The sequence below is a fragment of the Allosphingosinicella sp. genome, from assembly GCF_036403745.1.
GTDB lineage: Bacteria > Pseudomonadota > Alphaproteobacteria > Sphingomonadales > Sphingomonadaceae > Allosphingosinicella.
On record NZ_DASWQI010000042.1, the window covers coordinates 15,279 to 37,191 of the forward strand.

21 protein-coding genes are annotated in these 21,913 nt (G+C 69.4%); 13 read left to right on the top strand and 8 right to left on the bottom strand.

What is annotated here, in order from left to right; all coding sequences use genetic code 11:
* The first annotated feature begins 181 nt into the window (after nucleotides 1–181).
* The 4 genes from VGC56_RS06585 (at nucleotide 182) to VGC56_RS06600 (ending at nucleotide 4,462) form a co-directional block, all read left to right on the top strand.
* Complete coding sequence (locus tag VGC56_RS06585; RefSeq protein ID WP_464124087.1) at nucleotides 182–733, top strand: CvpA family protein; 552 nt, start codon at nucleotides 182–184, stop codon at nucleotides 731–733.
* Nucleotides 730–2,046 carry a cysteine--tRNA ligase gene (gene cysS, locus VGC56_RS06590; protein ID WP_464124088.1) on the top strand — a complete coding sequence of 439 codons (1,317 nt, stop codon included), beginning with the start codon at nucleotides 730–732 and terminating at the stop codon, nucleotides 2,044–2,046. The genes VGC56_RS06585 and cysS overlap by 4 nt, the downstream gene beginning before the upstream one ends.
* A gap of 209 nt (nucleotides 2,047–2,255) precedes the next feature.
* Complete coding sequence (locus VGC56_RS06595) at nucleotides 2,256–2,693, top strand: iron-sulfur cluster assembly scaffold protein (protein ID WP_464124089.1); 438 nt, start codon at nucleotides 2,256–2,258, stop codon at nucleotides 2,691–2,693.
* A complete protein-coding gene (locus VGC56_RS06600) occupies nucleotides 2,690–4,462 on the top strand; it encodes a cation:proton antiporter domain-containing protein (protein WP_464124090.1) in 1,773 nt (590 codons plus the stop codon). The genes VGC56_RS06595 and VGC56_RS06600 overlap by 4 nt, the downstream gene beginning before the upstream one ends.
* 147 nt (nucleotides 4,463–4,609) lie before the next feature.
* Here VGC56_RS06600 and aroB read toward each other — a convergent pair whose 3' ends face one another.
* A complete protein-coding gene (gene aroB, locus VGC56_RS06605; protein ID WP_464124091.1) occupies nucleotides 4,610–5,686 on the bottom strand; it encodes a 3-dehydroquinate synthase in 1,077 nt (358 codons plus the stop codon).
* Entirely contained in the window at nucleotides 5,673–6,188 is a 516-nt protein-coding gene (locus VGC56_RS06610; RefSeq protein WP_464124092.1) for a shikimate kinase, read from the bottom strand. The genes aroB and VGC56_RS06610 overlap by 14 nt, the downstream gene beginning before the upstream one ends.
* Before the next feature lie 120 nt (nucleotides 6,189–6,308).
* Here VGC56_RS06610 and VGC56_RS06615 point away from each other — a divergent pair, with 120 nt between their 5' ends.
* Genes VGC56_RS06615 through VGC56_RS06630 form a run of 4 tightly spaced genes read left to right on the top strand, consistent with a single transcriptional unit; the run spans nucleotide 6,309 to nucleotide 10,165 of the window.
* Nucleotides 6,309–6,476, top strand: coding sequence for a hypothetical protein (locus tag VGC56_RS06615; protein WP_464124093.1), 168 nt, complete (start codon nucleotides 6,309–6,311; stop codon nucleotides 6,474–6,476).
* A complete protein-coding gene (locus VGC56_RS06620) occupies nucleotides 6,457–8,268 on the top strand; it encodes a hypothetical protein (protein ID WP_464124094.1) in 1,812 nt (603 codons plus the stop codon). Before VGC56_RS06615 ends, VGC56_RS06620 begins: the two co-directional genes overlap by 20 nt.
* 7 nt (nucleotides 8,269–8,275) lie before the next feature.
* The gene (locus VGC56_RS06625; RefSeq protein WP_464124095.1) at nucleotides 8,276–9,211 is read left to right on the top strand and encodes a tyrosine recombinase; all 936 of its coding nucleotides are present in this window, start codon (nucleotides 8,276–8,278) and stop codon (nucleotides 9,209–9,211) included.
* A 12-nt stretch (nucleotides 9,212–9,223) separates the two neighbouring features.
* The gene (locus VGC56_RS06630) at nucleotides 9,224–10,165 is read left to right on the top strand and encodes an acetyl-CoA carboxylase carboxyltransferase subunit alpha (protein WP_464124096.1); all 942 of its coding nucleotides are present in this window, start codon (nucleotides 9,224–9,226) and stop codon (nucleotides 10,163–10,165) included.
* Here the strand turns inward: VGC56_RS06630 and VGC56_RS06635 are convergent.
* Nucleotides 10,125–11,708 (bottom strand): hypothetical protein, encoded by a 1,584-nt coding sequence (locus tag VGC56_RS06635; RefSeq protein ID WP_464124098.1) that lies wholly within the window; start codon nucleotides 11,706–11,708, stop codon nucleotides 10,125–10,127. The two genes, VGC56_RS06630 and VGC56_RS06635, sit on opposite strands and share 41 nt — an antisense overlap.
* Nucleotides 11,709–12,090: 382 nt before the next feature.
* Between VGC56_RS06635 and VGC56_RS06640 the strand changes: the two genes are divergently transcribed.
* Nucleotides 12,091–12,741, top strand: coding sequence for a glutathione S-transferase family protein (locus VGC56_RS06640; RefSeq protein ID WP_464124099.1), 651 nt, complete (start codon nucleotides 12,091–12,093; stop codon nucleotides 12,739–12,741).
* A gap of 71 nt (nucleotides 12,742–12,812) precedes the next feature.
* Complete coding sequence (locus VGC56_RS06645; protein ID WP_464124100.1) at nucleotides 12,813–13,478, top strand: hemerythrin domain-containing protein; 666 nt, start codon at nucleotides 12,813–12,815, stop codon at nucleotides 13,476–13,478.
* Nucleotides 13,479–13,608: 130 nt separating this feature from the next.
* On the opposite strand, the gene VGC56_RS06650 is transcribed toward VGC56_RS06645, so the two are convergent.
* From VGC56_RS06650 to VGC56_RS06670, 5 genes are all read right to left on the bottom strand, one after another.
* Entirely contained in the window at nucleotides 13,609–13,800 is a 192-nt protein-coding gene (locus VGC56_RS06650; protein ID WP_464124101.1) for a ComEA family DNA-binding protein, read from the bottom strand.
* On the bottom strand, nucleotides 13,800–15,635 hold the full coding sequence (ligD, locus tag VGC56_RS06655) for a DNA ligase D (RefSeq protein WP_464124102.1): 1,836 nt from the start codon (nucleotides 15,633–15,635) through the stop codon (nucleotides 13,800–13,802). The genes VGC56_RS06650 and ligD overlap by 1 nt, the downstream gene beginning before the upstream one ends.
* Nucleotides 15,632–16,291: a DNA polymerase ligase N-terminal domain-containing protein gene (locus tag VGC56_RS06660; protein WP_464124103.1), complete on the bottom strand. Its 660-nt coding sequence runs from the start codon at nucleotides 16,289–16,291 to the stop codon at nucleotides 15,632–15,634. Before VGC56_RS06660 ends, ligD begins: the two co-directional genes overlap by 4 nt.
* 148 nt (nucleotides 16,292–16,439) lie before the next feature.
* The gene (gene ku, locus VGC56_RS06665; RefSeq protein ID WP_464124104.1) at nucleotides 16,440–17,333 is read right to left on the bottom strand and encodes a non-homologous end joining protein Ku; all 894 of its coding nucleotides are present in this window, start codon (nucleotides 17,331–17,333) and stop codon (nucleotides 16,440–16,442) included.
* 248 nt (nucleotides 17,334–17,581) lie between these two features.
* Nucleotides 17,582–18,052: an Lrp/AsnC family transcriptional regulator gene (locus VGC56_RS06670; RefSeq protein ID WP_464124105.1), complete on the bottom strand. Its 471-nt coding sequence runs from the start codon at nucleotides 18,050–18,052 to the stop codon at nucleotides 17,582–17,584.
* A gap of 135 nt (nucleotides 18,053–18,187) precedes the next feature.
* Between VGC56_RS06670 and VGC56_RS06675 the strand changes: the two genes are divergently transcribed.
* From VGC56_RS06675 to VGC56_RS06685, 3 genes are all read left to right on the top strand, one after another.
* Entirely contained in the window at nucleotides 18,188–19,393 is a 1,206-nt protein-coding gene (locus tag VGC56_RS06675; RefSeq protein ID WP_464124106.1) for an amino acid aminotransferase, read from the top strand.
* Nucleotides 19,386–21,470, top strand: a complete 2,085-nt coding sequence (locus VGC56_RS06680) for an alpha-ketoacid dehydrogenase subunit alpha/beta (RefSeq protein WP_464124107.1) — start codon at nucleotides 19,386–19,388, stop codon at nucleotides 21,468–21,470. The genes VGC56_RS06675 and VGC56_RS06680 overlap by 8 nt, the downstream gene beginning before the upstream one ends.
* A 2-nt stretch (nucleotides 21,471–21,472) precedes the next feature.
* Nucleotides 21,473–21,913, top strand: a 441-nt coding sequence (locus VGC56_RS06685) for a biotin/lipoyl-containing protein (RefSeq protein WP_464124108.1), incomplete at its 3' end; no start/stop codon positions are given.

Sequence of the window (21,913 nt, forward strand, 5' to 3'; positions counted from 1 at the left end):
GTAGCAGCCGTCGGGCGAAGCTGGTGGAGGGGTATGGGAAGAAGCGTAGTGTCCATTCCGCGCCGCTTCTGCTCCGGCGAAGACCCCTCCACCAGGTTTCACCTGATCCCCCTCCCCATCTGGCGATGGGGAGGAACAAGCGCGCTTCCCCTCCACCCGATCCTCCGTTAGCACCCGCAGCATGACCGCGCTCGACATCATCGTCATCCTGCTCGTCGGTGCCGGCCTGGTGACAGGCTGGTTCAAGGGCTTCGTCGGCGAGGTGCTGAGCCTTGCCGCCTGGATCGTCGCCATCGTCTTCCTGAAGCTGCTCCACGGCCCCGTCGCCTCGGCGCTGACCGGGCCGGTCGGCACCAGCGCCGGCGCCGCCGTCCTCGCCTTCGCCTTGGTCTTCGGCATCGTCTTCCTCGCCGGCAAGTTCGTCGCCCGACGCATCGGCGGCGGCGTCAAGCGCTCGGTGATCGGCCCGGTCGACCGCATCCTCGGCGCCGGCTTCGGCGCCCTGAAGGGGCTGATCGGCGCGACCTTGCTCTATCTCGGCGCCAACCTCGTCTACGACACATTCTACGGCGCCGACGCGTCGCGCCCGCAATGGCTCGCCGAGTCCAAGACCTATCCGCTTCTCTATGCCAGCGGCCGCGCGATCGTCGATTTCGTCGACTGGCGCCGCGGCCATCCGCGCGACCCCAATTATCCGCAGCGCCCCGTCCCGCTGCCGGCGAACCACGCATGACGCAGATCCGCCTCCACGACACCTACGCGCGGGAGAAGCGCGACTTCGCCCCTGCCGATCCCGAGCGGGTGACGATGTATGTGTGCGGGCCGACCGTCTACAACCGCGCCCATATCGGCAATGCCCGCCCGGCGGTGGTGTTCGACGTCCTCGCCCGCCTGCTCCGCCACAGCTACGGCGAGGGCCGCGTCGTCTACGCCCGCAACGTCACCGACGTCGACGACAAGATCATCGACGCCGCCCGCGCCGAAGGCGTGGAGCCCGCGGTGGTCACCCGCCGCTACGAGGGTTTCTACCTTGCCGACATGGGCGCCCTGGGCGTCCGCGCGCCCGATCTCGCCCCTAAGGCCACCGAGACGGTCGCCGAGATGATCGCGATGATCGCGCGCCTCGTCGAGACCGGCCACGCCTATGAAGCGGACGGCCATGTCCTCTTCCACGTGCCTTCCGATCCCGATTACGGCGCGCTCGGCCGCCGCGACCGCGAGACGATGATCGCCGGCGCCCGCGTCGAGATAGCGTCGTACAAGAAGGACCCCGCCGATTTCGTGCTGTGGAAGCCCTCGCCCCCGGACATGATCGGCTGGGACAGCCCGTGGGGCCGCGGCCGGCCCGGCTGGCATATCGAATGCTCGGCGATGATCGAGAAGCATCTCGGCTGCACCATCGACATCCACGGCGGCGGCCTCGACCTCATCTTCCCGCACCACGAGAACGAGATCGCCCAGAGCCGCTGCGCCCACGACGGCGCGCCGCTCGCCCGCTACTGGGTCCATAACGGCTTCCTATCGATGGCCGGCAGCGAGAAGATGTCGAAGAGCCTCGGCAACGTCGTGACGGTCGGCGAGTTGCTGGCGCGGGGCCACAAGGGCGAGACTTTGCGGTTGGCGTTGCTCTCGGCCCATTACCGCCAGCCGCTCGAATGGTCGGACGCCCTCATCGCCCAGTCGAAGGCGACCCTCGACCGCCTCTACCGCATCGCCGGCGAGGCGGGGGCAGGGGAGGCCGATCCCGGCGTGCTCGAAGCGGTGGCCGACGACCTCAATACCCCGCTGGCCTTGTCGCGGCTCTCGGCGATCGACGACGCGGCAACGCTCAAGGCCTCGGCCGCACTCCTTGGCCTCCTCGCCGAGGACCCGTCCCGCTGGTTCCAGGGCGAAGGCGATTCTCGCATCGACGCCCTCGTCGCGGCGCGGACGGAGGCGAAAAAGGCCCGCGACTTCGCCGAAGCCGACCGCATCCGCGCGGAGCTAGCGGAGGAGGGCATCCTCCTCGAGGACGGACCGCAGGGGACGACCTGGCGCCGCGCGTGACCTCCCCTGCCTCCCCATCCGCAGGGTGGGGAGGGGGACCACACGCAGTGTGGTGGAGGGGTGACGGGTCGAGGCCTTCGCCGTCGAGCGCTAGAACCTCTGCTGCCGGTGCGAGTCACCCCTCCACCAGGTTTCACCTGGTCCCCCTCCCCATCGTGCCGATGGGGAGGCAGAGTGACGGGCCGCCTGCGTGCCCCTATATCCCCCCGGTGCCCTCCGCCCTGTACAGCCGCGACATCCTTCGCCTTGCCGCGTCGATCCCGCATCTCGCCACGCTCGAACGCCCCGACGCCCGGGTCGAGAAGCGCGCGCCGCTGTGCGGAAGCCGGGTCGCCGTTGCTGTTGCGCTCGACTCGGTGGGCCGACTCGCCGCACTCGGGCAGGAGGTAAAGGCCTGCGCGCTCGGCCAGGCTTCGGCGGCGTTGATGGGTGCCCACGCCGTCGGCCGAAGCGCCGCCGAACTCGACCACGCCCGCGCCCAGCTCGCCGCCTACCTCGCCGGCACGCGTGACGATCCCGGCGCTTGGCCCGGCCTCGCTATCTTCGCCAATGCCCGGGCCTATCCGGCCCGCCATGGCGCCATCCTCCTGCCGTTCGAGGCCGCCGCCGAAGCCGCCGCCGCGGCCGCGCAAAGCGCCGCGGCATGAACGCCAGCCTCCACGCCCCCGCCACACTGCTCGGCGCCGGCGTCACCTTGCTCGGCTTCGCGCTTTTCTTCGTCCTGCTCTTCCGCCGCCTCGGGCTCGGCGCCACCCTCGGCTTCCTCGTCGCCGGCGCCCTGGTCGGGCCGCAGGTTCTCGGCCTCGTCCAGGGCGGCGAGGGGATGCTGAAGATCGCGGAAATCGGCATCGTCCTCCTCCTCTTCCTCGTCGGGCTGGAGCTGAACCCGACCCGGTTGTGGCGGATGCGGCACGACATATTCGGCTTCGGCCTCCTCCAGGTGGTGCTGTGCGGGCTCGCCGCGTCGGGCCTCGTCTGGCTCGCCACCCGCTCCTCGCCCGCGGCCTGCCTCGCGCTCGGCCTGCCGCTGGCGCTCTCCTCGACCGCGCAGGTCCTGCCTCTGCTCCAGTCCGCCGGCCGCCTGCGCACCCCGTTCGGCGAGCGCGCCTTCTCGATCCTGCTGTTCCAGGACCTGTCGATCGTCCCCTTGATCACCATCGTCGCAGCGATGTCGCGCAACCCGGCGGACGCGGGCGGCCCGCCGGGCTGGCAGGTGGCGCTCTCGACCGTCGCGGCCATCGCCGGCCTGATCCTCGCCGGGCGCTTCCTCCTCCGCCCCTTCTTCCGCCTGATCGGCAATCTGGGCGAGCGCGAGATGTTCGTCTTCGCCGGCCTGTTCACCGTCATCGCCAGCGCCGCGGTGATGGAGCTGCTTGGCCTGTCGACGGCGCTCGGCGCCTTCATCGCCGGCGTGATGCTCGCCGACACCCCCTATCGGCACGAGCTGGAGGCCGACGTCGAGCCGTTCCGCTCGATCCTGCTGGGCCTGTTCTTCCTCGCCGTCGGCATGATGCTCGACCTCCACGCCATCGCCGAGCGGCCGCTCTTCGTCGCCGGCATGGCGCTGGCGCTGATCGCGCTGAAGACGGCCTTCATCATGGGCCTCGCCGCCGCCTTCCGGATGGCGTGGCGTCCCGCCCTCGGCCTCGGCCTGCTGCTCAGCCAGGGCGGCGAGTTCGGCTTCGTGCTGTTCGCCCAGGCGCAACAGGCCTTCCTGATCACCCCGGCGGCGGCGAGCCTGTTCGGCGCCATCGTCACGCTCTCGATGGCGACGACGCCGTTCCTGATGATGGCGACGCGCGGCCTGCGCTCCGAGCCGATCAGCAAGGAGGAGCGCGACGGGCCCGAGGCGGACGGCGCCAATGCGGTGATCGTCGGCTATGGCCGGTTCGGCCAGACGGTCGCGCAGATGCTGATCGCGCAGGGCATCGCCGTCACCTTGATCGACATCGATATCGAGATGATCGACGTCGCCGGCAGCTTCGGCGCCAAGGTTTACTATGGCGACGGCACCCGCATGGACCTGCTCCGCCAGGCCGGCGCGGCCGACGCCGAGCTCATCCTCTTCTGCACCGACGGCGACCAGATCGAGGCCGAGTTCATCGAGGGCGTGCACGAGGCCTTTCCCAAGGCGGCGATCTTCGTCCGCGCCTTCGACCGGCGCGCGCTCCTCAAGCTGCGCGACGCGCCTGTGGCGGGGGCGGTGCGGGAGGTGCTCGATTCGGCAGTGCGGATGGCGCGGATGGCGATGGAGAAAGTGGGCGTCGACCGCGAGCAGATCGACCGCACCGAGCACCTCTACCGCGCCCGCGACCGCGAGCGGTTGAAGGCCCAGCTCGAAACGGGCGACCTGCGCGCCCAGATCGACCGCATGTTCACCGAGCCGGAAGGGGTGGCGGAGAGCGAGGGGCAGTAGCTCAGTACCCAGTCCTCCCTGTCCGCGCAGCGGATGGGGAGGGGGACCATGCGAAGCATGGTGGAGGGCCGGGGCACCGCGAGGCCCCTCCACCACCCTTCGGGCGGTCCCCCTCCCCATCGCCTTTGGCGACAGGGAGGACGAGGGTCAGCGCCTCAGTTCCCGCGCCAGGAACGCTTCCACCTCGCCCAGCTCGACGCTCGCATCGACGAACGCCTTGCCGATCCCTCTGGCGAGGATGAACGGCACCCGGCCCCCGCTTGCCTTCTTGTCGGACACCATATGCGCGACGAGCCGCTCCGCCGTCCCGACCTCGACCCGCGTCGGCAGGCCGGCGGCGGCGAGGTGCGCCTCCACCCGCTCGGCGTCCTCCGGCGTGCACAGCCCACGCTCGGCCGAGAAGCGGAACGCCAGCGCCATGCCGATCGCCACCGCCTCGCCGTGCAGCACCGCATAGCCGCTCTCCGCCTCCACGGCGTGGCCGAAGGTGTGGCCGAGGTTGAGGAGGGCGCGGCGGCCCTTGGTCTCGCGCTCGTCCTCGCCGACGATGCGCGCTTTGGCGCGCACGCACTGCTCGATCGCGGTGAGCCGCGCCTCGGCATCGCCCGCCAGCAGCGCCGCGCCGTTGGCCTCGCACCAGGCGAAGAACGCCGGATCGTCGATCAGGCCGTATTTCACGACCTCGGCATAGCCGGCGCGGAGCTCGCGCGGGGGCAGGGTGTCGAGCGTGTTCGGGTCGATCAGCACCGCGGCGGGCTGGTGAAAGGCGCCGACCATGTTCTTGCCGCCCGCCGCGTTGATCGCCGTCTTGCCGCCGACCGACGAATCGACCTGCGCCAGCAACGTCGTCGGCGCCTGAACATAGCGGCAGCCGCGCTTCACGACGGATGCCGCGAAGCCGGCAAGGTCGCCGACCATGCCGCCGCCGAACGCCACCACGAAGTCATTGCGCTCTACGCCCAGCTCGAGCAGCCGCTCGACCACCTCTTCCAGCCGAGCCCAACTCTTGCTCGCTTCCCCGGCCGGCACGATCACCGGCTCGATCTGCAGCCCCGATCCGCGAAGCTTGCCGCCCTGCGCCGCCCAGACCTGCGCGTCGCTGACGACCACCAGCCGCCCGTCGCGCGCGAACGGCGCCAGCGCCTCCCCGGCCCGCTCCAGCAGCCCGGCCTCGATCCGGATCGGGTACGAACGATCGCCGAGTCCCACTTCAACCTGCGGCAATATCGTCCTCCCGCTTCGCCAGCGCGGCGATGATTTCCTCGACCGCCTGCTCGTGCGTGGCGCCCTCGGTCCGCACGTGGAGCGGCGCCAGCGCGTAGACCGGGTCCCTGACCGCCGCCAGCGCCCGCAACACCTCCGCCGGCTGGCGTCCCTTGAGCAAAGGTCGGTGCGGTCGGCGTGTCGCCCGCTCGGCCAGGGTCTCGACCGGGGCGGACAGCCACACGGCGATGGCATGATCGAGGATCAGGCCGCGCGTCTCGGCATCCATGAAGGCCCCGCCGCCGGTCGCGATGACCTTGGGCGGCCCGCCGACCAGCCGCCGCAGCACGCGCCGCTCGCCGTCGCGAAAGCTCGCCTCCCCGAAGCGGTCGAAGATTTCCGAGATGCTGTGGTCCGCCGCCCGCTCGATCTCCTCGTCCGAATCGAGGAAGGGGAGGGCGAGGCGCTTGGCCAGCCGACGGCCGACGGTCGTCTTGCCCGCGCCCATCATGCCGACAAGCACGATGCATCGATCCGGGCTCGGGTCGGCTCTGGGGCCCGGGCCCTGGTCCGGCGGGGAAAGCGTCGCTTGCATGACGGCGGGGCTATACAGCGGGCGCCCCACTGGGGCAAAAGGCGCGCCATGCGTATCTCCCCGCCTCCCCGCCGGCGCCGTTCGCCGGTTTCGATGATCCTCATCATCCTGCTCGTGCTGTTCATCGCCTTTCTGGTGTGGCTCAGCACGCGCGGCCGCGAAGTGCCGACCCAGAAGATCGAGCAGGACGTGACGAATGCGGCGCTGGCGCACTAGCGCCGGCCTGTTCCTCGCCGGGGCCGCGGCGCTCGTCTTTGCGATTCCCGCCGCCGGGCAGCGCGACAAGGGTGCGCCGCCCCCCGACCTGCCGCCCGGCTTCGGCGACCAGGGCAGCGCGCCCGCGCCCAAGGCGGCGGCGCCGGCCGCGAACGAAACCGCCCCGGCCGCCCCCACTGCGGCCGCTCCCGACGACAATGCCGTCGTCACCACGCCCGGAGACTCCGCCGGCGCCGCGGGCGAGGAGACCGTCGTCCCCGATGCGGCCGGCGAGATCGCGCAGGCGGTTCCGCAGACCGAGATCCCCGAGGCTTCGCGCCGCCCGACCAACGTCGTCGGCTTCCTGAAGCCCGACAATTGGGGCCTTGGCCCGACCGAATTCGGCGGCGCCAACGGCGTCTTCCTCTCCTCGCTGATGCGCCGCCTCGACGCGCCGCTGCCGAGCCGCTGGACCCAAATCCTGCTCCGCCGTGCTTTGCTCTCCGAAATCCCGGCGCCGCAGGGCCTCAATGAGGTGGACTGGGTCGCGGAGCGCGCCTGGCTGCTGCTCAGGATGGGCGAGGCCGACGCGGCGCGGATGCTGGTCCAGGCCGTCGATGTCGACCGCTTCACGCCGCGCATGTTCACCGTCGCCGTCCAGGTGGCGCTGGCGACCGCCGATCCCGCCGCGCTCTGCCCGCTGGTGACGCCGGGCCGCGCCGTCTCGGACGAGCCCGTGTGGAACCTCGCCGACGCGATGTGCGCCGCGCTGCAGGGCGACAGTGCCCGCGCCAGCCAGATCATCGACCAGGCCCGCGGCACCAACGGCGCCGGCGGCATCGACATCCTCCTCGCCCAGAAGGTGATCGGCGCCGGCATCAACACCCGCCGCGCCGTCACCGTGCAATGGGAGGGCGTCGACAGCCTCAATAGCTGGCGCTTCGGCCTCGCCGCCGCCACTGGCCTCTCCATCCCCGCCAATCTGATGAACGGCGCCGGCCCGCAGGTCTGGGCGTGGCAGGCACGGGCGCCGATGATCCCGCTCGACCAGCGCGTCGCCGCCGCCCAGACCGCCGCCTCCCTTGGCGTGTTCTCGAATGCGAGCCTCGTCGAGATCTTCAGCCTGCTTGCCGACCAGACCGATCCGTCGGAGCTCAACGATACGATCGGCGGCCGCCTCCGGAAGGCCTATACGGGCAGCCTCGACGACCGCATGGACGCGATGCGCGGCCTGTGGAACGACAAGGACGCGCCCGGCGGCCGCTACGCCCGCCTGATCCTCACCGCCGCCGCCGCCGCCCGCATCTCGCCCTCCTCCAACTACGCCAACCGCGCCGACGACCTCGTCGCTTCGATGGTGACGGCCGGCTATGACGACGAGGCGGCGCATTGGAGCGGCGTCGTCGGCAATGCGGGCAGCGACGCCGACCGCGCTTGGTCGATCCTCGCCGTCGCCTCGGAGCGGCCGCAGGTCGATCTCAGCGTCGGCCGGGTCAAGGCGTTTGCGGGCCGGGGGGAGGGCACTCGCGGCCGCATGCTGGTCGCCGCCCTCGCCGGCCTCGGCCGCCTGCGCGATCCCGCCGCGCTTGGCGTCGATCCGGTGCCGCGCTCGCGCTGGGCCCACTTCATCGACGCTGCCGCGCGCTCCAACCAGCCCGGCACCGTCGCCCTCCTCGCCGGCACCGGCATGCAGACCGGCGACTGGCGCGGAGTCCCGCCCGAGCATCTCTACCAGATCGTCTCGGCGCTGCGCCGCGTCGGCCTCGACCACGAGGCAAGGATGATCGCCGCCGAGGCGATGACACGGCTGTGAGCGGGCTGTGACCGGCCCCAGCGAGGACCGGCAGCTCATCCCTGCCTTCCTCGAGATGATGGCCGCGGAAGCCGGAGCCGCGAAGAACACCCTGTTGGCCTACGAACGTGACCTCAGGGGCGCGTCCGAAATCCTCGCCGGCAACCTCTCCGCCGCGCCCAAGGAGGCGCTGAAGGGCCTCGCCGAAGCCTGGATGCCGCTCAAGCGCGCCACGGTCGCCCGCAAGGCCGCGGCGCTCCGGCGCTTCTTCGCCTTCCTCCACGACGAGGGCCTCCGCGCCGACGACCCCTCGGAAGCGCTCCCGCGCCCCGCCGGCGCGCGGCCGCTCCCCAAAATCCTCGACCATGAAGCCGTCGACGCCCTCTTCGCGGAGCTAGACCGCCGCCGCCGCGACGAGCCGGGTTTCGCCGCCCTCCGCCTCACCGCCCTCATCGAATTGCTCTACGGCTCCGGCCTGCGCGCCACCGAACTCGTCTCGCTCCCCCGCCACGGCCTCCAGCCCGACCGGCCGTTCCTCATTCTCAAGGGCAAGGGCGGCAAGGAACGGCTCGTGCCTTTGTCCGACCGCGCGCGCGCCGCTGTCGCGGAATATGCCGCGCTCGTCCCGCGCGACCAGCCTTGGCTGTTCCCGTCGGGCAAGAAGCACCTCTCGCGCGTCCGCCTCTACCAGCTGGTCCAGGAGCTCGCCGCCGCCGCCGGGGTGCCGCCCGACCGGATCAGCCCGCACGTCCTGCGCCACGCCTTCGCCACCCATTTGTTGGAAGGCGGGGCCGACCTGCGCGCGCTCCAGCTCCTTCTCGGCCACGCCGACATCGCCACCACCCAGATCTACACCCATGTCGACAGCCGCCGCCTCGTCGAGCTGGTCAACAGCCGCCACCCGCTCGCCGACGCGCCGTCCCCGAAGCCCCCGCGCGTTGACGCGCCGGGCAAGCCCGCCTAACCCCCGCCGCCGATGCCCACCTATCTCGATTTCGAAAAGCCGCTCGCCGAGCTCGACAGCCGCATCGAGGAATTGCGCGAGACGGCGGAGGAGAGCGATCTCAACATCGACGCGGAGATCGACCGGCTCCAGGCCAAGTCGGACCGCATGCTGCGCGACACCTACGCGAAGCTGACGCCGTGGCAGAAGACGCAGGTCGCCCGCCACCCCGACCGGCCCCACCTCAAGGATTATGTCGCCGCCATCGTCGAGGATTTCATGCCCCTCGCCGGCGATCGCAATTTCGGCGAGGACCAGGCGATCGTCGGCGGCCTCGGCCGGATCGGCGGGCGCCGCGTCATGGTGATCGGCCACGAAAAAGGCGACGACACCGCCAGCCGCCTCAAGCACAATTTCGGCATGGCCAAGCCCGAGGGCTACCGCAAGGCGGTGCGGCTGATGCGCCTCGCCGATCGCTTCGGGCTGCCCGTGGTGACCCTCGTCGACACCGCCGGCGCCTTTCCAGGCGTCCAGGCCGAGGAGCGCGGACAGGCCGAGGCGATCGCGCGCTCGACCGAGGAATGCCTCCAGTTGAAGGTGCCGATGGTCGCGGCGATCGTCGGGGAAGGGGGCTCGGGAGGCGCCATCGCCATCGCCACCGCCAACCGCGTGCTGATGCTCGAGCACAGCGTCTATGCTGTCATCTCTCCTGAAGGATGCGCCTCAATCCTCTGGCGCACCGCGGAAAAAGCCGCCGACGCGGCCGAGGCGATGCGGGTCACCGCGCAGGATCTGAAGCAATTGGGCGTCATCGACCGGATCGTCGAGGAGCCGATGGGCGGCGCCCAGCGCAGCCCCGCCGACGCCATCGCCGCGCTCGGCCAAGCCATCGGCGAGGAGCTCGACCAGCTCGCGGCCGAGAGCGGCGACGCGATCAGGGCTCAGCGACGGGCAAAGTATCTGTCGATCGGCTGACCGGCTGGTTCCGGTCGACGATCCGGAACAGCATCGAGCGCCCGTTGGTCCACACCGGCACCATGCCCGCGGTAAGGCTCCTGTCCCAGGCGGGCGGGTTGATCAGCCACAGATAGTCGAACGCCCCGCGCGGAAAGGCGCGCAGGCTCTTGTCCAGCGTCGGCCAGCGATTGACCGAGCAGGGGCCGAGGCGGACGATCTGCGACGGGTCGGTCTGGAAGGCGCCCGCCTGCGGGTAGGAGGCGCGGTTGAGCTGCGCGCCGGCGACCGACCATTGGTCGTTGGCGAACGCCTCCCGCCGCACCACGGCGAGGCCGGGAAGGTGGTCGAGCCGGGTCCAGTGCCACTGTGTCCGGCACGGCGTCCCGACGAAGCTCACCAGGCGCGCGCCGCGCGGCAGCCTGTCGAGCGCCGGCAGCTCGCGTTGCACTTCGGCGTCGTAGAGCGCGAAGCTCCAGCTGTTCCCCGCCAGCCGCACGCCGATGAAGAGCAAGCCCGCCAGCGCCAGCCCGCGCATCAACCGCGGCGACGCGTCCGTCGCCGGGCGTATCGCCAGCACGGCAGCCGCGAGTGTGTAGGGGAACAGGCGCATGTCGGCATAACCCGATCCGAAGATGCGCTGTGGGATGCACAGATAGGCGAGGAACAGGAACGCCGCCCCCGCGGCGAGCACTCGCGACATGCCCAGCCGCCGCTTCGCGAGGGCCGCGACGACGAGGCCGTAGACGAGGAGGATCGCGGGCAGGTCGAGCCAGATCCACCGGTCCCGCAGCGCGAACTTCATGTAGCTGATCTTGGAGCCGAGGCTGAACCAGCCTTCGGTTTTCCCCGCCACGTCGCCGCTCCGCCACACCAGCATGAGGATGATGGGGAGGATCAGCGGCAGGCACTCGAGCGCCGCGCGCAGAGCAGCGCGAACCGGCGCCTCGCCACGGTCTCGCCCCCGTACGAACTCGAAGGAAAAGGCGAGGATGCCGAGCGTTCCCCAGCCGAACGTGTGCGCTAGCCACACCAGAGCGGTGATCGGCGGGAACAGCAAGGCCCTCAGACGCCATCGTCCCAGCCGCCCGAGCCGCGCCCACAGCGCAAAGGCGAGGAAGCCGAGCGCCATCGACATGGCGAAGTTCACGAAGCCGAAGACGAAGGGATAGCAATAGGCCAGCGGTACCGCGAACAGCGCCGTTGGTGGAATCCGCCCGTGCATCTCGCGCGCCGTCCAGAGGAAGCCGAGCGCGGTCAGCGGCGGGATGGCGAGGACGATCAGCTTCGTGCCGAGCTCCAGCCCGAACCATTTCGCCATCGGCAGGATGAGCAGGTTGACGCCGAGATTGCCCATCGGCGCCCAGTGAAGGCTGTAATAGCCGCGCAGGTACGGCGAGTGCGCATAATCGAGCTCGACCTTGTACGCCGCCATGTGGCCCGGCAGGTCGAGGAGCGGCGGAATGGACGGCCACAAAAGGGGCAGGGCGCAGGCGAGGGCGATCGCCGCCACGCCCCAGCGGCTCTGCCACCAGTGAAGGGGACCCGCCCCGGTGCTGTCCATGCGCGGCGTGGTAAAGCGCACGAGGGGGCAGGGGAAGCACCCCCTCATCCTCCCCTCCATTTGCAGGGGAGGGGAACCACCGGCAGGGCGGTGGAGGGGCGCAGCGGGGCGAGCTCTTTCTGCAAGAAGAGGCGCTGACGCGCCGCCACTCCACTGCGCGGCGCGCACCCCCCCCCAAAAAACCCGGGCGGGGGGGTTAGATCACCGAACACAGCTGAACATACCGGACAACTCCCTCATGGTTCATGTGAAGAACAAGGCGGCTTTGTCCGGTCATAGGCAAGAACGTCCGTATTGCGCAGAACAGTTCCGCCATCGTCCGCCTTCCCGCCGCTACAAAGCTTGCGCTAACCGACCGCTCGCTCTTGGGGAGGTGTTCACGATGAAGCTCTATTACGATCCGGCGTCGACCGTATGTCGCCCGATCCTGTTGTTCCTCGCCGATCACGATCTTCCGGTCGAGCTGATCCATGTCGACCTCGCGAAGCAGGAGAACCGTGCCGGCTGGTATCTCGAGATCAACCCGAACGGCATGGTGCCGGCGCTCGTCGACGGCGGCTTCAGCCTCACCGAATCGGCGACGATCCTGCGCTATTTCGCCGATCTCGCCGGCGCGGCGGCCTACCCGGCCGAGGCGCGGGCGCGGGCGAAGGTCGACGAGGCGCTCGACTGGTTCAACACCAGTTTCTACCGCGACCACGGCTACGGCCTCGTCTACCCGCAGATCCTGCCGCATTACGCCGTCCTGGGCGGCGCGGACAGGCTCGCCTTCCACGCCGAGCGGGCGGCGGCGCGGCTCGATGTGCTCGACCGGCACATGATCGGCGACCGCCCCTTCGTCGCCGGCGACAGCCTCAGTATCGCTGACTATTTCGGCGCCGGCCTCGTCACCATGGGCGACATGATCGGCTACGACCTTTTGCCCTATCCGAACGTCCGCCGCTGGCTTGCGACGATGGCGGTCCGGCCCGGCTGGGACCAGGCCAATGCCGCCTTCCACGGCTGGCGCAGCGCGGTTCGCGCCGCGGCCTGAGGCCGAACAGCTTTCACATCCACAACAACGAACGGCCCTCCGCACCGGGGCGGCCGCAGGGAGATTCTGAAATGAAACGCCACGACCTCTACGCCCCGATCCACAAGGGCCTCCGCCTCGCTTTGTCGGACCTCCTCGTCCGCCTCGGGCAGGCCGATTACGCAGACCCGGCCGCCACCGCCGACCTGCTCGGCGCGCTCCGCCGCCAGCTCGTGCTGAGCGCCAGCCACCTCCACCATGAGGAGGTCGAGATCCACACCGCGCTGGAGGCGCGGGCGCCGGGCTCGACAATCACGTTGGAGGCCGACCACGACCACCACCGCCGCGCCTTCGTGGCGCTGGAGGCCGCCATCGCCGCCGTCGAGGCCGCGCCGCCGGCGGAGCGTGCCGCCCCGGCGCGTGAGCTCTACCTCGCCTTCAGCCAGTTCGTCGCCGCCGATTTCGCCCACATGGCCGAGGAGGAGCTGACCATCCTCCCGCTCCTCCACCGCCTGTTCCATGACGACGAGCTGATCGCCATCGAGGCGCGGATCGTCGGCGCGATCCCGCCAGAGAAAACGATGGCCTATCTCGGCCTGATGGTGCCCGCAATGAACCCGGCCGAGCGCGTCGCCTTCCTCGCCTTCGTCCGCGCCGGCGCTCCGGCGGAGATGTTCGAGGCGGTTCTCGACAATGCGGTGCGTCCGTCGCTCAGCGCGCAAGACTACGAGGCGCTGGAGCTGGCTTTGGCGGCTTAGAAATCCTCCCCTGCATTTGCAGGGGAGGGGGACCAGGCGAAGCCTGGTGGAGGGGCTTCTTGCACGGGAAGAGGCCCCTCCACCGTCCTTCGGACGGTCCCCCTCCCCCGGAAATCCGGGGGAGGACTGGTTACACCTTCAGCCGCGTCCTCATCTCCTCATCCACCTTGCCGGTCAGCCCCGGCACTTCATCCAGATCGCGCAGGGATTTGAAGCCACCGCGCTCCTCTCGGTACCGCACGATCTCGTGCCCGTGGCCCTTGAGCCCTTCCACAGCGTCCAGCGCGTCCTGGTCGGCGGTGTTGATGTCGATCCTGTCCATCACAAATCCGGCAGCGGCTGGCTCGCCTCGCCCCAGCCCTGCAGCGCCCGGGAGGAGGCGCGTTCGAGGAGCAGATCGGCGTCGCGGACGGTGAAGCGGGCGCCACTCTGCGTCTCGTCCAGCTCGTCCCAGCTGATCGGCGCCGACACCGGGGCGCCTTCGCGGGCGCGGGCGGAATAGGGCATGATCGCGGTCGCGCCCCGCTGGTTGCGCAGATAGTCCATGAAGATGCGCCCCTTGCGCGCGGCCTTGGCGAGGTTGGCGGTGAAGCGCTCCGGCTCGGCGGTGGCGAGGGCGACGGCGAAGCGCTGGGCGAAGTCCTTCACCTTCGGCCACTCGGCGACCGGCGTCAGCGGCACGACGACGTGGATGCCTTTGCCGCCGGTGAGCAAAGGAAAGCTCTGCAGCCCCATGTCGGCGAGGTATTTGTGGAGGTCCTTCGCAGCCCTTTTCACCACGTCGAACCCGAGCCCCTCGTCCGGGTCGATGTCGAAGATCAGCCGGTCCGGCTTCTCGATGTCGGCGGTGGGCGAACCCCAGCCGTGGAATTCGAGCGTCCCCATTTGCACGCAGGCGATGAGCCCCGCGGCATCCTCGACATAGACGTAATCCTCGAAATCACCCTTCTTCTCCTCGATCTCGATCTGGTGGACGTGCGGGCCGAAGCTCCCCGTATTGTGCTTCTGGAAGAAGCATTTCTTCGCCCGGCCCTGCGGACAGCGGACGAGGCTGAGCGGTCGGTTCGCCGCGCATTCCACCATCAGCGGGCCGACGGCACGGTAGTAAGCGACGAGCTCCGCCTTGGTGACGCCGGTCTCGGGCCACAGCACCCGCTCCGGGTTGCTGATCTTGACGTCGTCGTCGGCCGGCGCGGCGGTGGACGGCACGGCGCGTTCCAGCCGCTGCGGCAGCTCGCGCACCACCTCCTTCGCCTTCTTGTCGGCGCGCAGGCCCAGGAAGCTCGGGTGCCGCACCACGCCTTCGGCCGTGAACTCGGTGAACGCCACCTCGCAGACCAATTGCGGCTTCACCCAATGCGCGCCCCGCGCGTCGGGCCGCGGCACCGCCGCCGGGGCCTTGTCCACCTCCAGCTTCTCCATCCGCGCCAGCAGATCGTGCATCACGTCCATCGAGAAGCCGGTGCCGACCTTGCCGACATAGCGCAGGCCACCCTCCTCATTGACGCCGAGCAGCAGCGAGCGGAAGCCGCGGCCCTTCTTGTCGCTCGGCGTCCAGCCGACGATCACGAACTCCTGCCGCTGGATGCATTTGACCTTGAGCCAGCATTTCGTCCGCCGGCCGCGATAGGGCGCGTCGGCGCGCTTGGAGATGATCCCCTCCTGCCCGGCGTCGCACATGGCACGGAGCAATTCCTCGCCGCGCCCGACGATATGATCGGCGTAGAGGAGAATGGGCGGCTTGCCCGGCCCGAGCAGCGAGGCCAGCCGCGCCTTGCGCTCGATATTGGGGAGGGCGGCGACATCCTCGCCGTCGATCTCCAGCGCGTCGAACAGGAAGAGGGTGAGGCCGCGGCCGCCTTCCGAAATCGCCTGCTGGAGCGCCGAGAAGCTCGATCGCCCCGCCGCGTCGACCGCGGCGATCTCGCCGTCGAGCAGCGCCGAGGCGACCTCCAGCTCCCGCGCCGCCGCGACGATCTCGGGGAACTTGTCCGACCAGTCTAGCCCGGAGCGCGTGTAGACCTTCGCCTCCCCGCCGCCGATCGCCAGCAGGCAGCGATAGCCGTCATATTTCATCTCATGGATCCACGCCGGTCCCGAGGGGACGTGGTCGACGAGGGTCGCTTTCTGGGGGGCGCGGAAGTCGGGGATCTTCAATCCTCCCCGAGCTTGCCTCGGGGAGGACTATTCAGCCCCCGCTTCCACCCCGCCAGCTCCTTCGCCTTCTTCGCAGCGGCGATCTCCTGCATCGTCCGGCCGGTCTTGATGCTGGTGAGGTAGCGCTCGGTCAGCCCCATCGACGCGCCCGCCTGGTCGTCGGTGACCTTCTTCAGCATCCAATTCTCCGCCTTCTCGCCCGGCCGGCCCTTGAGGCGGAACATCACCCATTCCCCCTTCATCCGCTCGCCTTCGAGGGTGAAGTGGAGATGGCCTTCCTCCAGCGTCTTGCGCGGGTCCTTGCCGGGCGCGGGAATCCAGGTGCCGCGGTCCCACAGCATCACCGTGCCGCCGCCATATTCGCCCTTCGGAATCGTGCCCTCGAAGGTGGCGTAGGAGAGGGGATGATCCTCGGTGCGGACCGCCAGCCTCTTGTCGGCGGGATTGAGGCTGGGCCCGTTCGGCACCGCCCAGCTTTTCAGCGTCCCGTCCAGCTCCAGCCGGAAATCGAAATGCAGCCGCCGCGCGTCGTGCTTCTGGACCATGAAGCCGTTGCCATGGCCCCAGCTGAGCGTGTCGTACGTCCCCGCGGGCTCGGCCGTTTTCGCGAAGTCCCGCTTTTCGTTGTATCGGGCAAGGGGGTCGGGGCGCTTCATAGTTCCTCCCCGCTTGCGGAGCAGGGGGGGAGGGGGACCACCCGCAGGGTGGTGGAGGGGTATTTGGAGGGGCTGCAGCGCCCTGCGAATACCCCTCCACCAGGCTTCGCCTGGTCCCCCTCCCCATCAGGAATGATGGGGAGGAACTTCACGCCCGCTTCCGCGCCGGCGCGGACTTCGTGGGCGCCTTCTTTGCCGGAGTCTTGCGCGCCGCGGGTTTCGCGGCAGCCTTCTTGGGCGCCGCCTTGCCGCCGCCTTCGGCCGGCCGCTCGATCGAGCGCTTCAGCGCGGCCATCAGGTCGATGACGTTGCCGCCGCGCGCCGGCGCATTGTCCTCCTCGGCGCGGATGGTCTGGCCCTTCATCTTCTTCTCGATGAGTTCGTGGAGGCCCTCGATATAGCGGTCGTGATAGCGCGCCGGGTCGAAGTCGGCAGTCTTCTTGTCGATCAAAGTCTGGGCGAGGTCGAGCAGTTCCTCGTCCGGCTTTCCGTCGGAGATGTCGCGGAAATAGTCGCGCGCCTTGTTGACCTCGTCGGCATAGCGCAAAGTCTCCAGCACGATGCCGCGCCCGCACGGCTTGACGCTGACCAGATACTCCCGCCCCCGCAGCGCCAGCTGGCCGATGCCCATCTTGCGCGTGCGACGCAGCGCCTCGCGCAGCACGATGAACGCCTCTTCAGCGAGATCGTCCGCCGGCACGACGAAATAGGGCTTCTCGAAATAGAGGACGTCGACCTCGTCGTAATCGACGAACTGGGTGAGCTCGAGCGTCTTCTTCGACTCGAGCTTCACCGCCTCCAGCTCCTCGTCCGAGACGACGACGTAGGAGCCTTTCTCATATTGGTAGCCGCGGACGATCTCCTCCGGGTCGACGGGGCCGACGCCGGGCACCACCTTCTCATATTTGATCCGCTGGCCCGTCGGCTCGTAAATCTGGTTGAACTGGACCTGGGCGCCCGATTTGGTCGCCGAGAAGATCTCCACCGGGATCGAGACCAGCGCCAGCCGGATCTGACCCTTCCAATATGCGCGCGCCGCCATGGCCGTTTCGCTCCCGAAAGTGTTTCAGGCGAGTCAATGCGGGGGAGGGTTGCTGGTTCCTCCCGGTCCGAACGGAGGGGGAGGGGGGTGTAGGCGGGTCGGCATCCCAGGGGGATGCCGAGAGCCGGAACCGGCTGCGCAGCAGCCGTCGGCCGAAGGGTGGTGGAGGGGTCTGTGGCGAGGCCTGGGCCAATTACCCCTCCACCAGGCTTGGCCTGGTCCCCCTCCCCATCTTTGATGGGGAGGCACTAGACCGGTATCTCCGTCGTGTACTTGACCTGCCTCAGCGCGAAATTGCTCGCGGCGTGGGCGACGCTTGGATGGGCCAGGACGCCGCGCATGACGAAGCGGTCATAGTCGGCGACGTCGCGCACGGCGATGCGCAGGAGATAGTCCCACTCGCCGGACATGGCGTAGCATTCGACGATCTCCTCGCGCGATTGGATGAAGGCTTCGAACTCCGCCCGCGCCTCCACCGTCTGCCGCGTCATCCGCACCTGGCACAGGACGTTGACGGCACGGCCCAGTGCCTCCGGATCCGCGAGCCGCACCGCCTTGCCGAGCACGCCGTCCGCCTCCAGCGCCCGCACCCGCCGCCAGACCGAAGCCGCGGACGCGCCGACCCGTTCCGCCAGCGCGGCGTGGGAAAGCCCCGCGTCGCGCTGCAGCTCGCGGACGATTCGGCGGTCGAGGGGGCTAAGGCGATCAGTTTCTTTCATGCATCGGGTGAATATCGGCCAATCTGTTTCATTTCCAGCCGCCGCAGCGGCAAAACAGATAAGCATTGGCAACCGCCCCCGGTTAAAGGCACGGTCGCGGGTCTGGGCACATCGTCCGGCGGCACAGGAGGCAGGATGGACAGCATCACCGGCAGCACGCAGCCGCCCCTCTTCGACCGATTGGACGAACAGAAGCCCGACGCGCTCCTCCAACTCATCGCCCTCGCCGAGGCCGACACCAGGCCGGAGAAGATCGATGTCGGCGTCGGCGTCTATCGCGATGCTGCGGGCGGCACCCCGATCCTGCGCGCCGTCAAGGAAGCCGAGCGGCGGTTGTGGGAAGCGCAGGAGACCAAGGCCTATCTCGGCTCGCAGGGCGACCCGCGCTTCACCGCCCTCATCCGGCCGATCGTGTTCGGCGAAAGCCTCGCCGCGGAAGGCCGCATCGTCGGCCTCCAGACCCCCGGGGGCTGCGGCGCGCTCCGCCTCGGCGCCGACCTCATCGCCAAGGCGAATCCCAAGGCGCGCATCCATGTCGGCCAGCCGACCTGGCCCAATCACGGCCCGCTCATCGAGTGCGCCGGCGTCGAGATGGTGCCCTATCCCTATTACGATTGCGACGCGCGCCGCATCCTGTTCGACCAGATGGCGACCGCCCTCAACGCCGCCGAGGCGGGCGACCTCGTCCTCCTCCACGGCTGCTGCCACAATCCGACCGGCGCCGATCTCTCCGCCGGCGAATGGCGCGAAGTCGCCGACATCGTCGCCCGCCGCGGCCTCATCCCCTATGTCGACCTCGCCTACCAAGGCCTCGGCAACGGGCTCGAAGCCGATGCCGCCGGCACGCGCCTCGTCGTTGAGGCGGCCGAGCAGGCGCTGGTCGCGCAGAGCTGCGACAAGAATTTCGGCGTCTATCGCGAGCGGGTCGGCAACCTCTTCGTCAAGGCAAGGTCTTCCGCCACCGCGGACAAGGTCTTCGCCAACCTGATGCAGCTCGCCCGCACCATGTGGTCGATGCCGCCCGACCATGGCGCCGCCATCTGCCGCCTCGTCCTCGACACGCCGGAGCTGCGCGCCGACTGGAATGCCGAGTTGAAGGAGATGTGCGCCCGCATCCGCACCCTCCGCGCCCGCCTCGCCGCCTATGACGAGCGGCTCGCTTACATAGACGGCCAGAACGGCATGTTCTCGATGCTGCCGCTGACCCCCGACCAGGTGCTGGCGCTGCGCAAGGAGAAGGGCATCTACATGGCGGGCTCGGGCCGCTTCAACGTCGTCGGCCTCTCCGACGACAATGTCGACCGCTTCGCCGCCGCCGTCGTGGAGACGATGGATGGCTGACCAGGCCGTGGCGGAGCGCGAGGCCCGCACCAATTCGCCCGACCCCGCCTTCGACTGGCACCGCATCGCCTATCTCACCCAGGTCAGCCGCGCGATGGACAAGCTCGAAGAGGAGCGGCTCGTCCCCGAGCGCAAGGTCCTCTACCAGTTCAGTGCGCGCGGCCACGACATGGCGCAGGTCCTGCTCGGCTCCCGCCTCACCCACCGCCACGACGCCACCTGCGGCTATTACCGCTCGCGGCCTCTGCTGCTCTCGCTCGGCGTGCCGATCGAGGATGCGCTGGGCTCCGGCATGGGCAGGGAAGGGGGCTATTCGGACGGCCGCGACATCGGCGTCGTCTTCAACTACCCGAATCCGAACGGCGCCCCCGCGCTCCCCATGTCGGGCGGCGTCGGGGCGCAATACACGCCGACGGCCGGCTGGGCGCAGGCGATCGAATATTATCGCAACGTGCTCGGCGAGCGCGCCTATGACGAGGCGATCGCCGTCGTCCTCGGCGGCGATGCGTCCTGCGCGACCGGCGGCTTCTGGGCCTCGCTGACCATCGCCACCACGCAGAAGCTGCCGATGCTCTTCTACGTCGAGGACAACCAATACGGCATCTCGGTGCCCTGCACCTACCAGACGCCGGGCGCCGACATCTCGGCCAACCTCGCCAGCTTCACCGGCCTCGCCATCTTCAAGGGCGACGGCACCGAACCCGCCGAAGCCGCCCGCCTGATCCGCGATGCCGTCGATCATGTCCGCGCGCGCAAGGGGCCGGCGCTGCTCCACCTCCGCGTGCCCCGCCTTCAGGGCCACAGCTTCCAGGACACCCAGACTTACAAGACCGAGGAGTTCGTTCGCGACGAATGGGCGCACGACCCCTTGCCCAAGCTCAAGTCGTACCTCGTCGGCGCGGCGATGGACGAGGCGGAGTGGGACCGGATCGAAGCCGAGGCCCAGGCCGCCGTCGAAGCGGCGCGCGCCGAAGCCGAGCAGCGCGGCGTCTCAGATCCCGAGCATGTCCTCGACCATGTCTTCTACGACGGCGAGATGCAGCGCCTCGGGGGGCAATGGACCCACGGCTACCGCGCGCCCTCCAGCCATGAGGAGCCCAAGCCCGAGGGCCAGCGGATCAACATGGTCACCGCCATCCGCCGCACCCTCGACGCCGAGCTCGAGCGCAACCCGCGCGTCCTCCTCTTCGGCGAGGATATCGGGCCCAAGGGCGGCGTCCATGCCGTCACTTTGGGGCTGCAGGAGAAATACGGCCACGACCGGGTGTTCGACACCTCGCTGAACGAGGAGGGCATTATCGGCCGGGCTGTCGGCATGGCGCTCGCGGGCCTGATGCCGGTCCCCGAAATCCAGTTCCGCAAATATGCCGAGCCCGCCACCGAGCAGATCAACGATTGCGGCACGATGCGCTGGCGCACCGCCAACCGCTTCGCCGCGCCGATGGTGCTCCGCATCCCCGGCGGCTTCTTCAAGTGCGGCGATCCGTGGCACAGCCAGACCAACGAGGTGCAGTTCGTCCACAATCCGGGCTGGCTGGTTGCAGTCCCGTCCAACGCCGAGGACGCCGTCGGCCTCCTCCGCGCCGGCCTCAGGGGCAACGATCCGGTCATCTTCTTCGAGCACCGCGCCATGCTCGACGACAGCTGGGCGCGCCGCCCCTGGCCGGGCGACGATTATGTCCTCCCCTTCGGCCGCGCCAAGAAAACCCGGCAAGGCGACGACATCACCATCGTCACCTGGGGCGCGATGGTGCCGCGCTGCGAGGAGGCCGCCGCCGATTTCTCCGCCGACATCATCGACCTGCGCACCCTGGTTCCCTGGGACAAGGAGATGGTGCTTGAGTCGATCCGCCGCACCCGCCGCTGCCTCATCGTCCACGAGGATCTGAAGACCGGCGGCTTCGGCGCCGAGGTCGCCGCCGTGGTGGCGGACGAGGCGTTCCTCGACCTCGACGCGCCGGTCGCCCGCGTGACGATGCCGGACATTCCCAGCCCGCATAACCCGGTGCTGTTGAACTGGGCGGTGCCGAGCGTGGAGCGCATTCGGGCCAAGATCGACGAACTGGTGGGGTTCTGACGATGATCGACATCCTCGTCCCCGCCGAGCAGGAAGGCACCCAGGCCGTCGTTCGCGCCTGGCTCAGGCAAGTCGGCGACCGCATCGAGCAGCACGATCCGCTGGTCGAGCTGGAGACCGACAAGGTGACGATGGAGGTGCCCGCGCCTGCTGCGGGGGTGCTGCGCGAAATCCTCCTCGACAGCGGCGCCGAGGCGGTGCCCGGGGCGGTGCTGGGACGGATCGCGGCGGTGGCTGAGGTGTCGGGCCATGAGGGAGGGACGGATGGAGATTCAAAACCGTTCGGGCTGAGCCTGTCGAAGCCCTCCCTTTCTTCCAGCGCAGCAGAAGGGAAGGACAGGGCTTCGACACGCTCAGCCCGAACGGAACTTCGGGAATTGAGGCTCTCTCCTTCCGTGAAACGCGCTCTTCTCCAGCACGACATCGACCCCGCCCGCATTGAA